A 14523-nucleotide genomic window follows, 5' to 3' on the forward strand; every position below is an offset into this window, starting at 1 on the left:
CCCGAGCTGATGGTACGACAGATAGGACGCGCCGACGACCAGCAGCGGAAGGCGCGGGGACGAGAACGTGCTCGATGTCGTCGGCGGCCATGTCAGCCCTCCGGCATGGCGGCCTTCGCCTGCTCCGCCTTGGCCGCGGTGACCGTGGCCGAGGCGGCAGCAACGGCAGCGGCCTTCTCCTCGCCGCCGACCTGAACGGTCGGCGTCGCGAATTCGATCCCGTTTGCCATGAAGACGTCGCGGATCATGGTGTAGGCGCGGCGGCGGATCATGGACTGATGTCCAGGCGCGGTGGTGAAAGCGAAGCTAATTTCCATCCCGAAATCGCCGATCTGTTCGACCCCCTTCATCTTCACCGTCTCGATGATGAAGGGTCCGAGTTCCTCATCTGCCAGCAATTCGGCGCCGACGCCTTTCACCAGCTTCTTCACTTTGGCGACATCCGTGTTGAAGGGGACACGGAGCATGAACTTGTCGATAACCCAGTCTCTGCTCATGTTCTGGACCGCACCGAGAGAGCCGAAGGGGACCGTGAAAATCGGACCGCGATGATGACGCAATCTGACCGAACGCAGGCTGAAGGATTCGACGGTGCCCTTATAGCTGCCGCTCTGAATGTATTCGCCAACCCGGAAGGCGTCGTCCAACATGTAAAAGATGCCGCTTATGACGTCCTTGACCAGCGTCTGCGATCCGAAACCCAGGGCCACGCCGAATATGCCGGCTCCGGCAATCAGCGGGCCGATCTGAACTCCCAATTGGGCAAGCACTGTGAGTACCGTTGCCGCCAGTACAAAAACCGCAAGCGCATTTTTGAAGATCGGCAGGAGGGTGGCAATGCGATGCTGGCTCGCAGCTTCGCCGCCATGAGCCGAAGGGTCGGCGGAGAATGTCTGGAGCTTATCGTCTATGAAGCCCCTGGTGATATGCCAAATGAGATCGGCGACCAGGAGAACGACGACGCTCTTTAGAAGGCCGTAGAAGATGGCAGTTAGCGTGGGGTCCTGATGTGCAACGGAGTCGGGATTGAACTGCCAGACGACCGCCAGCCACCCCGCCGCTATTGCGATGACGACCGCACGGCTGCCGCGGACCAGGAAAATGGTTCGAACGCGGCTCTGGTGGGAGCCGTCTTCTGAGGAAATCGCCCCTTCAATCGATCGCCCGACGGCTTTCAAGATGCCGGGCAATATGAGTGCATAGATCCCAATCCAAACCAAACCTTTGAGATTAAGACACCACAGCACCCAAAGGGCGACGAGGAACAGGGTGAGAGCGCCCTTGATCACGCGGGATTTCGTGGATGTCCGCCAAATGGCTTCCACTCCTATCAGTAGGAGCACTACCGAAAGGCAGTAGGAGATGGCCATCGTGACGGTGGGATCAACACCCAGCGGCGTGCCAAGGCTCCTGGTGGCGATCGCGAGTGCGAGAATGCCCATGAAGAGGCGCACGCGCCAGAGCAGTCGATCGTTGTCGACGCAGAACACCGCAAATACGGCTAGAAAGCGGTAGGCCACGAAGGCGATCAGGTAGACGAGCAGCGTGATGCGTGCCAGCGGGGGCCAATCGAAGGCAAAGAAGATCACCCCGATAACAAGAGCAAAGATAACCACCGGAAGGAGCTTGGCTCCGGCGGCGGCGAAAGCGCCGGGCGCCTTGGCAAACCGAACCGCGCGGATCCGCAGGAATAGCTGTTCCGCCGCGGCACCGATTGCGACCAGAACCGCGAAGATGGCCATGACCGGCGCGTAACCGTGCGACATTGCATCCGCCCTTGTTCGGGCGGACGCGGCCGCAATTTCAGTGGGTATGCGCGGGATCGCTGATATGACGGTACGAATGCGGCTGCGCGTCTGGTTGTCCCAGTCTTCCAGATCCGAGGCGGGCGCCGCGGACGTTGACGGAGGCGCTGTTGCGCTCTTTGGCTTTTGGCTTTCCAGCCATGCCCTGACATCCGGGTCCTGCAGGAGGCGCACCAGATCATCGATCTTCGGTTGAGCGGAGGGTGTGGTCTGCGCATGCACCGTTGTCGAGAGAAGAAGAGCGAAAAGGACCGCTGCCACCCATCTCATATTTCGTCCCCTTCTCCGCTGCTTTTGACGGAAATAAGATCACAAATTCTTCTGTAATGCGAGTACGCAACGGTAAATGCCGGCGTAACATTCAGCCGATCCATCGCGGCACCAGGCGTTTACTGTAACGTACTTACGGAAATCGTGAGACCGCATAGTATGTCTTCCTTCAACCCGAATGGAGAGCAAAACGGTCTATGGGCACGGGCAGCACAAAGTCGCTGGATGAGGCCGCCCGGCGGGGACTTTGGAGGCTTATGCTAAAGCTGCCGGCGATGCGCGGGCGCCTTCAGATTCTTGGCGCCAAGTCGTCCGCTCTCCAGGACCTCTTCGAAGCCTATGAGGACGCAAGCGTGACACTCGAGCGCCTGCTCAAGGAGCCGGACGGCAACGCTCGCTTGATGATCCGCGAATATGAGACGATCTGCAGCGAGATCGAAAACGACGTCATCGAATACTGTCTTGGGCACAGCCCGGAAATACCAAGATAGGACGGAGAAGCGTCCGAAAACATCACGTTTCGGTTTTGTTAGCGTCTTGGCTTGCAACCGCCTGTCATCTGCGCAATATATTCGTCTGTTCTCATGGACTTGGACCAAGCGTAGCGGGGGCTGTAATGCACGCTGAGGAACATGGCACAAGGGACTGCGAAGTCACGGAAACCGAGGCGCGCGCTGAAGTCGAGCGGCTTCTTTCCGACATCAGGTTCCATGCAACGGAGCGCCAGCGCGCCATATTGCGCTATCTCGCCGAGCGGCATTTCGGCGGACATGACGATGGAGTCAAGGCCTACTCGATCGCAATAGACGTGCTTGGCAGATCAAGCAGCTTTGAACCCTCCCTCGACCCCATCGTGCGGATCGAAGTCAGCCGTCTACGATCTGCGGTCGCGAACTATTACGAGGCTTTCCGACAACCAGACTGCGTTTCGATCGACCTGCCAAAGGGAAAGTACGTCGTCGTGTTCTCAAAGGCGGCGGTGGATGAACCTGCGGAGAGCGGCGAGGCCGTGGAAAACGGCGAGCAGGAAGCGGAGCAAGCATATTCCGCGACGCCAGTGGAAATGGTCATGCCGGCAGCGGGCCGTGCCGCGCGGCCCAGGAAATGGATCACTCCGCTGTCGGCCGCTGCGATGTTTTGCGTAGCTGTGTCGGCTGCCACCGCTGGATGGCTCTATACCCGTCCGGTGTTTACCATGAGGCCGGCGGTCTCGGTCAGCATCTCCGCACCCGATCAGCAGCTGGAGGGGGAAGCGACCTTGACACGCGACATGCTGATCACGGCGCTGACCCAGTTCCAGACTCTGACGGTGACATCGGAGGACGACGCCACCGGGTCGGTACCGCCCCCATTGCATGTCCAGCCGGGGCGATCCTACCGCATAGACATGAAGTATTACGGCGACAATGGCGACCGGAGTGTCTGGTGGCAGATCGTCGACTCCGGATCCGGGGACCTCCTGAAGGCCGGGCTCGAGAAGGTCGACGGAGATGGAAAGAGCCCGCAGGCGGTAAGCGGCGAGCTGGTCGCGGAATTGTCGCGGCGGTTCGCCACGACCCGCGGTGTGATCAACAGCATCGAGATCCGCCACAATGCGATCGGGGCGCTTGGAAATGCCTGCATTTTGAGAGCGGAATTCGAACTCGACGACGGCGGCCCTTCCGACGTCGCCGCAACGTCCGGATGTCTTGAACGGATGGTGGCGAAGGAGCCGTCCAATGCGGATGCCGCCGCAACGCTGTCGCGCGTGCTCATCGCGAAGGAGGAGGGCGTCGTCCCGGAAGAAACTGTCGCCCGTTCGCTCATGCTCGCCAATCGCGCCGTGTCGCTTGCACCGGCCTCGGACCGCGCGCAGATCGCCCTGATGGTGGCGCAGTTCGACGCTGGGCGCATCCAGACCGCGATAAGCGCCGGAAACCGTGCCTTGGCTCTCAATCCCAACAATCCCGACGCCACTGCCAAGCTCGCAATGGTCCTGTTCGCGGCCGGTTACTGGCAGGGAGCGGCAGGGATGGCGGAAGCCTCTGCAAAGTCGGTGGATGTCGTTCCGCACGATGCCCTGCTTGTACTTGCATTGGACGCCTATCGAAGAGGGAATTGGTCGGAAGCCTCATTGCTTGCCGAGCAGGTTAACTGCAGCGATTTCGTTGTCAGGGCGCTCAGGGCCGCGTCTCTCGGCCAGCTGGGATCGGATGCGGCGGCAGAACGGTTGGCGCAACTCCGCAGCCGGAATCCAGACTTCGAATCCAACTTCCGCAACCTGATCGCGGACAGGCGCTACCAGCAGACATTGGTCGCCTCCATGGAGGAGGGGCTGAGGAAGGCCGGTGCTCACCTGAGCTCCGAAGGCTTGGCGAGTGCGTTCTGAAATATTGACGCACACCAATTTGCCGTAACGTACTTGTGCGCGTCGGCAGCTTTGCGAAGCTCGGCGAGTCATCCGGGTGGGATGATGGGGCAGAGCAAAAATGAAAAGAAATCGCATTTCGGCGTCTGCCGGCGGCTGGGCACTATCGGTCATGCTGGCAATGGCTATGTCATTCGTTGTGCCGATGATGTCGCCACCGGCAATCGCCGAGGAGATCAGCATACCGGTAAAGGGTGGGACCTATGATCTCGACGTCATGGAGAAACGCCGTCTTGTCCGAATTCTGGTCCCCTTCAGCAAGACAATCTACTTCGTCGACAAGGGGCGGCAGCTTGGCACGGCGGTGGAGTTCGGCCAGGCCCTGGAGGCTTACCTCAACACCGGACGGAAGAAGGAAATCGAGCACATCCGAGTGGCCTTCATACCGGTGCCCCGCAACAAGCTCCTTGATGAGCTCAATGACGGCGTCGGCGATATCGTTATGGCGAATCTAACCATCACGCCACAACGGCAGGCGATCGTCGATTTTACTGATCCTCTATTCGACAAGGCGACAGAAGTGCTTGTGAGCGGTCCGGCTTCCCAAACTGTAACAGGGATCGACGACCTGGTCAGTGCGCCTCTTATGCTGCGGCCTTCGAGCAGTTACTGGACCCACGTAGAGGAGATCAACAAAGCACGCACCGCAGCAGGGAAGCCGCCGATTCAACTGCAGCCCATCGACGAGAACCTCGAGGACGAGGACTTGATGGAAATGGTCAATGCCGGTCTGCTGCCATACACGGTGGTCGACCAATATAAGGCGGCAATATGGGCGGAAGTGTTTCCGGACATCAGGGTACGTTCGGACGTGGTCATTTCCGATGCCGGTAAGATTGCTTGGGCGGTCCGAAGGAACAGTCCTTTGCTCCTGGCGAAGCTGAACCCATTTGTGGCGACGCACCGCATCGGAACGACCTTCGGCAACATTCTCAAGACGCGGTACTTCAAGAGTGACAAGATCGTCAAGCGTGCCTATTCCGTGGCCGATGTCCAAAGGTTCCTGCATGTCGTGGACCTCTTCAGGCAGCACGCCAATACCTATTCCTTCGACTATCTGATGCTGATCGCGCAGGGTTATCAGGAATCGCAACTCGACCAGCAGCGGCGCAGCGCGCGCGGCGCGGTAGGCATCATGCAGCTCCTTCCGGCGACTGCGGCCGACAAAGCCGTCGGCATAACCGGCATTGACAAGGATGAGAGCAAGAATATCGAAGCGGCGTCGAAATATCTTCGTTATCTCGTTTCGACCTACATTACGGACGCCGGCATAACCGACAGGGACCGGCTGCTGTTTGCCTTTGCCGCCTACAATGCCGGGCCAGGAAATCTCGCGAAGTTCCGCAAGAAAGCGATCGATATGGGATTGGACCCTAATGTCTGGTTCGGCAATGTCGAAAACGCGGCGGCCGCCATTGTCGGTCGCGAGACCGTGCAATATGTGAGCAATATCTACAAATACTATGTCGCCTACTCGCTCCTCGCCGCGCGCGACCAGGCACATGCAACGGCCGTCGGAGCCAGCGAGGGTGGAAAATAGGCTTCCAGTTTAAGGACGCGCTCCCGACCATTTGTACGGTGGTTGCTATTTCCGGAACTCTGATCCGTCGAACAACGACAGCCGGGGGTGCTGTTCACTCCCATCCGAAGATCTTCCGCCAGTCGGCCTTCATGTCGACGACTAGCCAGTTCCGCCTCTCCGCTTCGTCCAGGGCCTTGTCCAGCTTGCCGAATGCCGATTGCCGGTCATAAGCGTATTCGCGCGCGGCGTCGGTGTGATGGATCAGCATGGCGAAGCCAGGTCGCTTGCCCGCGGTCACCCAGCGCAGCATCTCGTAGTCGCCGTCCGAATTGCCAGCCACGAAAATCGGCTTTCTGCCAATGAACTGATTGATGCCGACTGGTTTACCTGGACCGTCATCCACGAAATCGATCTTCGGCAGCCGCCTCAGAACCGGAACGTCGTCAACCAGGGTGTATTCCGTGGTGATCGTACTGCCCACGACCTGTTCCGGTGGAATGCCATAGATCTTTTCCGTTATTGGACGCATGAACTCAACACCGCCGCCGGAGACGATGTAGGTCTTGAAGCCGTTGGCGCGCAGATAGTCGAGAAGCTCCCGCATCGGCGCATAGGTCATCTCCGTGTAGAGCCTCCCGGTCTTCGGATGCTTCGCTGTCGCGAACCAATCGGTGACGATCTTGGAAAATTGGTCGGTGGTCATGCCGGCATGCGTTGCCATGCCCAACTCGACAATGCCTTTCTCGCCGCTTTTGGCGACGCCCTTCAGGTCTCCGGCTAGGACGGATTTGAATGGCTCCTGCTCTTTCCATTCCGGGTGCTGCGGAGCCAGATCCTTGACCCGATCAAGCATAAAGCCGAGCTGGGTGTAGAACGGCTGCTCCACCCAGAGCGTCCCGTCATTGTCGAAGACCGCGATGCGATCCTCGGGCGCGACATAGCCTTCGCCGCCCTGCGTGGTCGTCGCGTTGACGAAGTCCATGATCCGGGTTTTTGCAGCTGTATCGTTCCAGGAAGGCAGCGATTCCTGCGCCAGCACTGGAGATATTGCGCCCGCGACCAGCATGATCAGTGCCACGAGCAGCGATGCAAAGATCGCGTCGGAGGTCTCCAAGCGGTTTTTCATCGGGCCTCTCCTCTTAAGCGGGAACTCTCTTCACGCACCGGAAGCCGACATGGCTCGTCGAGGTATCCTCAGGCTCGGCATGCCGGGCGGCAGGTCGGTAGCGGCGGCAATAATTCGGCGCGCAGAGATGCGAGCCACCTTTCAGTACGCGGCGCGGTATCCGTATTTGCGGCTGCCTTGGATCGTAGCTCGCTTCGATATCGCCGCCGCGCGGATTTGTCGGGACGCAGCAGGATTTGGCGGCTGGCTCCGGATGCCGCGTTGACCAGTAATCGGTAGTCCATTCCCAGACATTACCGATCATGTCGTAGAGGCCGTAGCCGTTCGGCGGGAAAGATCGGACGGGCGAAGTGCGCTCGTGGCCTTTCGGCTTGGTGGAGTGTGTCGGGAAGGTACCCTGCCAGGTATTTGCCATAGCCACCCCGCCCGGCATCAGCTCATCGCCCCATGCAAATTCGGCATCATCCAATCCACCTCGCGCGGCCAACTCCCATTCGGCCTCGGTGGGGAGGTCGAGCCCAGCCCATTCCGCGTAGGCTTTCGCATCGACATAGGCGACGTGGACGACGGGATGATCGAGCTTGCCCCGGAGATCGCTCAGCCCTCCGAGCGGCCGCCGCCAGTTGGCCCCGAATTTGAACGACCACCATTGGGTGATGTCCGATCCGCTGACCGTCTTGGGCTGATGGAACACCAGCGATCCGGCTTTCAACATCTTCGGCAACGCGCCCGGATAATCCTTCGAATCAGGGGTTTTCTCGGCGAACGTGACGTATCCAGCGGCCTTCACGAACTCCATGAATTTCCGGTTGGTGACGAGGGTCTCCTCGATCCAGAAGCCGTCGACCTTCACGGGATGGGCGGGGGCCTCTTCCGGATAATGATCGTTTGAGCCCATGGTGAAGGTGCGGCCGGGAATCCAGACCATACCTGCCGGTGCTTTCGCGGGTTCGTCCTCGAATGCCAATGACATCACAGCCTCCGAATTTCGAAGGCTGTAGCTTCGCGCCTGACAAGTGGGAGGGGAAGTACGTTACTGTAAATTCCTGCGTCAACTACGCAATGGAGGGCACATGCAGGCGTCCGTTCGGGTCAAACCGGATTGAGGTCTGGCAGGACAGGCTTTGTCGCGGAAGTAGTGGACGAACCGCGTATTCCAACAAGGCTGGCAAGCCGTTTCCTATCGACTTCAACGGCGGTCTTTCCTCGAAACAGCCCTTCTGCGAGGATGGCGACCTGGCGCGAGAGTTCGGGCGAGTTCTCCGATGAGAGCCAGTCCGCCAGTGTCCGGTGCCCGAGCTTTGCGGACCATGCCTGCAATCCGGCATAGATCGCCGCGGGATCTGCTGTTCGGATCGTCCGACGCAATTGTCCGAGCTGGTACCGAGGGGAGTGTCGTCTCCTCTCATCGCTCTCGGAAATCCAGTTCGCAACCCGGAAAGCCATTCGACGTGCGGGCCGGAAAAATATAGCGAGCAGCACGATGATGGCGGCGCCGGCGACGATGAGCCGAGCTAGAATTCTGAGCAGTCCGTTCTGGTCGTCCTCAAGTTCGGGTGTGATTGCCTGCTGCGTCGCGGCTGCCGCGGCGACCACGACTTTCACCGCGGATAGGGTTGCCAACTTTCGGGCGTGGTCGCCTGCATCGAACCAGGGATAGGAGAGGGAGGGGATATCGAAACTCCCCGGGGTCTGTGCGGTATAAACCACCACCTGTATGCGCCGGCTGCCGGCCCCCCGATCGGTCGCGACGCCGTCTTCAACCTTCGGCGGCTTTTCGTACTGCCGCAAACCGGGCGCCGTTCCGACGCCGACGGGCGGGATCATCATCGCCTGCGTGTCGTTAGCGAAGACGGTAATGGTTCGGACCAATGCATCACCTGCCTTCAGGGTCGACGGGTCGCGGTCGAAGGACTGCGTCAGTGTCAACGCGCGCGCGGCAAAGACCGGCGCCGTAGCCGCGCCGTCCGCCGTTGCGACGACCTGGAAGCTCGTGGAAGGCGCACGCGCCGTCGCTTTCGTCGGTCTTCCGTCCTGCGAGTAGCCGAGCTCGATCGCGATTTCCGGCAGGGTGAAGGTCCCCGCAGTCTCGGGCACGACGACGTAGTGTCGGCTGATCCCGGAATACTGGACGCCATCCACTGTCTGGATGAGGTTCTGCGCGCGTTCATCCGGAAGCGTCACGAGCGCATTCGCAACATTGAAGAGCGGAAATTGCGGCGGCGACGTGAAGAAGTCGGGGACGAAAACGTCGACGGTGACGTGCACCTGCTGGCCCGGTACGATCTGTCCGTCACCATCGACTGTGACCTGGGCGAACGGCTCCGCCGCAATCGCCATGCGGGATGCCGCCAGCCAGAAAAGAACCACCAGCAATCTCATGGCTTCCTCTTCTCTACTTCAAGCGAGAACTTTCGCGCCATAAGGTCGGCCGGGCTCACCTGAAGGTTCTTCATCCACATCTCCGATGTCTGCTCTGCGATGTTGATCTGTCCTTCCTTGCCTTTTTTGCCCTTGTCATCGAACTGCACGCTGTCCGGCTTCTCGTTCGGCTCCTGCTGCTCCTCTTGCTCCTTGTCCTTCTGCTCCTTCAGAAGGCGCTCGGCGATCACGAGGTTAGCCTGTGCGTCGGGCCAGTCCTTTCGTCTCTCAAGTGCTTTGTTGAATGCGGCGACGGCTTCCTCAAACTTCAACAGGTGGAGAAAGGCGTTCCCTTGATCGTACCAGCTTTCGGCTCTGTCGACGGAGGCGAAGGCGTCGACTGCGTCGGCGAACTTTCCGGCCCGGTAAAGAGAGACGCCCCTCCACATCGGATCGGAAAAATGCGACGCCGCATCGGTGAAGTCGCCGCGTTCGAATGCCAGGCGCCCCTGCTGGTCCGGTGTCAGCCACATGTCCGTGAATTCGGCTGCCGTCACGTCGCCGGGCGAAAGCAACCGAAGCGCCAGAAGCAAGGCTCCCGTCCGCACGACCCAACCCCTCCTGAAGCTCAGCGCGAGAGCGACCACCACGGGCAGGACGAGCCACCAGCCGATGTCGCGCCACCGATCGCCCTCGGTCGCCTTCTTCTCGGCGAAGTTCGATCGGATCCGCTGTGACACCCAGCGGATATCGGTGTCGTCGGCTGTCGCTGTCGCCACGTCGGCTCCAGTCAACTTATGCAGGTTTTGCAGACCCTCGACATCGAGTTTGGCCAAGACCCTGTTGCCGCCTTCGCTGATGAATCCTTTCTCCGGTGTCTTCACCGGTCCACCCTCGGCCGTACCGAAGCCGAGTACGACGATGCCGCTTCCGCTGTTTCGCTCGAAGGCTTCGAATGCAGGCCGTTCGACGCCGTCGGTGATGAAGAGGATGGTCCCGGTCGCGCTTTCCCGGGCGAGCATGTCGTCGGCAAGCCTCAGGGCCTTTGCCGTATCCTTCCCCGGGACCGGCATGATGCGGGTTGCGAGCGCGTCGGTGTAGGTTTCGATGAGGGAGGCATCCTCGGTCAGCGGCAGGACGAGATGGGCGGTCCCGGCATAGGCGATGATTCCCGTGCGTGCGCCATTTCTGGAGGCGATGATATCGTGGATCTTCAGCTTGGCCCGTTCGAGCCGCGAAGGCGTGACGTCGATGGCATCCATCGTGGGGGAAAGGTCCATGGCGATGATCAGCGGAGCTGTATCTTCGACGAATGGAGGTTGCTCCCGCTCCCAGGTCGGCCCCGCTGCCGCCAAGATGCCGACGGTCAGGATAGCGGCCAGCAGCCATGACGGTCGGATACTCGACCCTCCGGTGACATCGACAATCAGCCGGTCGAGCAGGTGAGGGGCAATCATTGTCTTCCACTGATTTCGGACGTCGCCGGACCGGGACGATAACCACAGCACTGCGACCGGGAGGACAAGGCCAAGCAGCAGCCAGGGCCGCAGGAAGTGGAAATCCGCGATCATGCGGCGGCCCTCCTGCGCATAACCCCGGTGAGGCCGGATAGGATGTAGTAGGCGGAGAGCAGTCCGATTCCCGCAGCCAGCGGCCAATGGAACAGTTCGATCCGCGGTCGCCACGAGAGGTTCTTTTGGCTTTCGGGCGTGATCCGGTCGAGGACATTGTAGATTGCAGCGAGGTCGGACTGGTCGGCACCGAAGAAATAACGGCCGCCGGTGTCGCGTGCAATCTTCTGAAGCGTGGTCGTATCGAGCTTGTCTTCTCCGGCCGCTTCGGGATCGCCGATGCCGACGGTATGTACCACGATACCTTTCGACTTTGCGATGTCCGCCGCCTTGACCGGCGGCATTTTGCTGGCAGTGTCGTTGCCGTCCGTGAGTACGACCAGCACTTTTTCCGGAACCGTCGTCTTATCGAACATCCTTATCGCAAGCCCGATTGCGTCGCCCAATGATGTCCGCGGCCCTGCGATTCCCGGCAGAGTGTCGGCAATCATCGTCCGGACGAGCACGTGGTCCATCGTGAACGGCGCGAGCGGGTAGGGTGCATCGCCGAAGGCGATCAGCCCGATTCGGTCTCCCGATCGTTTGACGACGAAATCGCCGACTACAGTGCGAACTGCGTCAACGCGCGCCTCGACCGTTCCGTCCGGCGCGTGAAAGTCCTTGGTGTCCATGGACTGCGACAGATCGAGCGCCAGCAAAATGTCCCGCTGCGGCTCGACCTTCTCGATGGGCGGCTCTACGAACTGGGGGCGGGCCAGCGCGAGGATGATCAGACACCAGGCAACGCCCTCGCAAATGAACTGGGGCCGCGTCCGCCGCGCGACGACCGATCCTTCCGTCGGACGCACGCCGGCGGCTTCGGCAACCTGCTCGAAAAAGGGCAGGCGTACGGATGCTGACGTCTGGCGATACGCAGGCAGCAGCCACCGGACAAGCAGCGGTACCGGAAGAAGGAGCAACAGCCACGGAAGGTCAAGCTGATACATAATGACGCTCGATCCATCTGCGAGCGGCCGCGGCAATGTCGTCGCCGTCGTTCTGCGGCAATCCGTCGGTATCGGAACCGTTGCGGTATTCGGCGTCGTCGAGCAGCCGCGCGAGCTTATGCCCCGCACCGCCCTCTGCGTGATCGTCGAGGAACCGTACCCATGCCGCGCCGGACAAGGAGGCGACCTCGTCGCGAGGCCATGCCGCCAGAGCCGTCCTTTTCAGAAGACCGGCAAGTTCCTGGATCGCGTCCTGACGGGTTTCAGGGTTGCGGATCCTGATCTCGATCCCTTCCAGGATACGCCGCGCCTCCCTCCGGTAGGCATTGGCGCGGTAATGCCGAAGCCAAAGCAGGAATGCGATCATCAGTCCCGCAAGAAGGATCAGCCCAAGGACCATCCAGCCCCAGGTCTGAGGCGTCCAGGAGACAGGCGTCGGCATGGCGATGTCATGCAGCGAGCGCAGCGCTGTTTCCGTCATCGGGTCCGGCCTTGGCGTTTGCGGTTCCATCATCGCCTCCGCTGTCGCCAGGCGGATTGTTCGAGCAGGCGCCGCAATTGAGGAGCGGTCTCCTCGGCCGCCGATACCGGGAGCATGGGAAGGCCGAGTTTGCGCTGCCAGGCCCGAAGCTCGCGTCCGCGGTTGCGGGCGAACCTGTCGATGGCGCGGCGGACGTCCGACTGCCGCAAGGCGAGCTCCGCCTGCAGGCCGCCGCCGCTGACGACGATATCGCCGGACTTCGGCAATTCGAGCAGGAAAGGATCGTAGACGAGCAGGCAGATCACGTCGTTGCGCGCGGAGAGCCTCAGCAACAGGTCGCGCGTCTGCGCCGTGTGTCCGTCGAAGTCGGAAATAACGACCACCAGATGGTCGTGATGAGCAATATTCGCCACCGCGCCGAGAACCACATCGATCTGTCCCGGTGCTGCGGCGGTGCTCGAGGCTACGTTCAGCTCGCCATTCTGCTTCGCCAATCTGTCGGCGAAGGCGATGACGGCATTGCGGCTGCGATGCGGCTTGACCTCGTCGATGTCGGTATCGTTGAAGACAAAACCGCCGACGCGGTCACCCGAGCCGAGGATGCGCCATGCGCAGAGCATTGCGGCCTCCGCGGCAGTGACGGATTTCATCGCCCGCCTGCTGCCGAAGAACATGTTGATCCTCTGGTCGACGACGAGGATGGCGGGGCGTTCCTTCTCTTCACCGTAGACGCGGACCACCGGATTGTTGGTGCGGGCCGTCACGCGCCAGTCGATCGAGCGGATGTCGTCGCCCGGCAGATAGTCGCGAAGTTCCTCGAAAGTCAGCCCGCGGCCGCGCATCGAGGACTGCATGCGTCCGGCAAGCTGCTGATGGCTGCGTGCCTTCTGAACAAATGCCAGGTCGCGCGCACGCCCTTCGAGTCTCACCAGACTTTCGGTGGTCACGTAGATGCCGCCCATGTCTGCCGGCGTTTTCATGAGACAGCCACCCGTTCGGCGATCCGGTCGACGACCTGGTCGGCCGAGGTGTTCGAGGCATGCGCCTCGTAGGAAAGGATCAGGCGATGGCGGAAGACGTCGTTGACGATCGCCTTGACGTCATCGGGCGTCACGTAGTCGCGTCCCTTCAGCCAGGCATGGGCGCGCGATACCTTGTCGAGACCGATGACGCCGCGCGGGCTGACGCCAACCTGCAGCAGTTTCGCCAGGTCCTTGTCGTAGCGGTCCGGATAGCGGGTGGCGAAGACCAGGGCGACCATGTATTTCTCGACCGGATCCGAAACGGTGATCGCTCCGATCTCCTTGCGAGCGTCGAAGACGGCCTGCGAATTGAGCTTTTGCGGGGCGGCGGGCTTGCTGTCGCGGCGCGCCTCATTCTCTTCGTCGCGGTTCAGCCGCATGATCGACGCTTCCGCCGTCTCGTCGGGATAGCCGACTTGAACGTGCATCAGAAACCGGTCGAGCTGGGCTTCGGGCAGTGGGTAGGTGCCCTCCTGCTCGATCGGATTCTGCGTCGCCATGACCATGAAGAGGGCTGGAAGCGAATAGCTTTTGCCGCCGACGGTGACTTGTCGTTCCTCCATCGCTTCAAGCAGCGCCGACTGCACCTTGGCGGGGGCGCGGTTGATCTCGTCGGCGAGGATCAAATTGGCGAAAATCGGTCCCTGCTGGAATTTGAACTCGCCTTTGCCGCCTTCGCTGAAATAGATCTCCGACCCGGTAATGTCGGCAGGAAGCAGGTCGGGCGTGAACTGGACACGCGAAAGCTCGGAATCGAGGTTCTTCGCGAGGCTCTTGATCGCTCTCGTCTTTGCAAGGCCGGGCAGGCCCTCCACGAGCAGATGACCGTTTGCGAGAAGCCCGAGCAGAAGCCGCTCCACCATCGTCTCCTGGCCGATGATAGACTGGCCGATGCGTTTGCCGAGCTCGAGGATGTCGTCGCGTGCAGTCATGTCGGATCCAGTCGTTGCTACCGGAGGGAATGGCGCGGTC

Annotated in this window: 12 protein-coding genes; 3 read left to right on the top strand and 9 right to left on the bottom strand. The window is 60.8% G+C overall.

What is annotated here, in order from left to right; all coding sequences use genetic code 11:
• Positions 1 to 92 precede the first annotated feature (92 nt).
• A complete protein-coding gene (locus PY649_RS27640; RefSeq protein ID WP_285872080.1) occupies positions 93 to 2075 on the bottom strand; it encodes a mechanosensitive ion channel family protein in 1983 nt (660 codons plus the stop codon).
• A 257-nt stretch (positions 2076 to 2332) separates the two neighbouring features.
• Between PY649_RS27640 and PY649_RS27645 the strand changes: the two genes are divergently transcribed.
• The 3 genes from PY649_RS27645 (at position 2333) to PY649_RS27655 (ending at position 6022) form a co-directional block, all read left to right on the top strand.
• A complete protein-coding gene (locus PY649_RS27645; protein WP_285872081.1) occupies positions 2333 to 2566 on the top strand; it encodes a hypothetical protein in 234 nt (77 codons plus the stop codon).
• A 125-nt stretch (positions 2567 to 2691) separates the two neighbouring features.
• Entirely contained in the window at positions 2692 to 4443 is a 1752-nt protein-coding gene (locus PY649_RS27650; protein ID WP_285872083.1) for a tetratricopeptide repeat protein, read from the top strand.
• Between the two features lie 100 nt (positions 4444 to 4543).
• Positions 4544 to 6022: an MltF family protein gene (locus PY649_RS27655; protein ID WP_285872084.1), complete on the top strand. Its 1479-nt coding sequence runs from the start codon at positions 4544 to 4546 to the stop codon at positions 6020 to 6022.
• A 94-nt stretch (positions 6023 to 6116) separates the two neighbouring features.
• Here PY649_RS27655 and PY649_RS27660 read toward each other — a convergent pair whose 3' ends face one another.
• From PY649_RS27660 to PY649_RS27695, 8 genes are all read right to left on the bottom strand, one after another.
• Entirely contained in the window at positions 6117 to 7070 is a 954-nt protein-coding gene (locus PY649_RS27660) for an HAD family hydrolase (protein ID WP_432761418.1), read from the bottom strand.
• Between the two features lie 73 nt (positions 7071 to 7143).
• The gene (locus PY649_RS27665) at positions 7144 to 8103 is read right to left on the bottom strand and encodes a formylglycine-generating enzyme family protein (protein WP_285872086.1); all 960 of its coding nucleotides are present in this window, start codon (positions 8101 to 8103) and stop codon (positions 7144 to 7146) included.
• Positions 8104 to 8222: 119 nt separating this feature from the next.
• Positions 8223 to 9512 (bottom strand): BatD family protein, encoded by a 1290-nt coding sequence (locus PY649_RS27670; protein ID WP_285872087.1) that lies wholly within the window; start codon positions 9510 to 9512, stop codon positions 8223 to 8225.
• On the bottom strand, positions 9509 to 11062 hold the full coding sequence (locus tag PY649_RS27675) for a vWA domain-containing protein (RefSeq protein WP_285872088.1): 1554 nt from the start codon (positions 11060 to 11062) through the stop codon (positions 9509 to 9511). Before PY649_RS27675 ends, PY649_RS27670 begins: the two co-directional genes overlap by 4 nt.
• On the bottom strand, positions 11059 to 12048 hold the full coding sequence (locus PY649_RS27680; RefSeq protein WP_285872089.1) for a vWA domain-containing protein: 990 nt from the start codon (positions 12046 to 12048) through the stop codon (positions 11059 to 11061). Before PY649_RS27680 ends, PY649_RS27675 begins: the two co-directional genes overlap by 4 nt.
• Positions 12035 to 12559, bottom strand: a complete 525-nt coding sequence (locus PY649_RS27685; protein ID WP_285872090.1) for a DUF4381 domain-containing protein — start codon at positions 12557 to 12559, stop codon at positions 12035 to 12037. The genes PY649_RS27680 and PY649_RS27685 overlap by 14 nt, the downstream gene beginning before the upstream one ends.
• Positions 12559 to 13509, bottom strand: a complete 951-nt coding sequence (locus PY649_RS27690) for a DUF58 domain-containing protein (protein WP_285872091.1) — start codon at positions 13507 to 13509, stop codon at positions 12559 to 12561. Before PY649_RS27690 ends, PY649_RS27685 begins: the two co-directional genes overlap by 1 nt.
• Positions 13506 to 14483: an AAA family ATPase gene (locus PY649_RS27695; protein ID WP_285872092.1), complete on the bottom strand. Its 978-nt coding sequence runs from the start codon at positions 14481 to 14483 to the stop codon at positions 13506 to 13508. The genes PY649_RS27690 and PY649_RS27695 overlap by 4 nt, the downstream gene beginning before the upstream one ends.
• Positions 14484 to 14523: the final 40 nt, after the last annotated feature.

Source organism: Rhizobium mayense, from assembly GCF_030272705.1.
GTDB lineage: Bacteria > Pseudomonadota > Alphaproteobacteria > Rhizobiales > Rhizobiaceae > Rhizobium > Rhizobium mayense.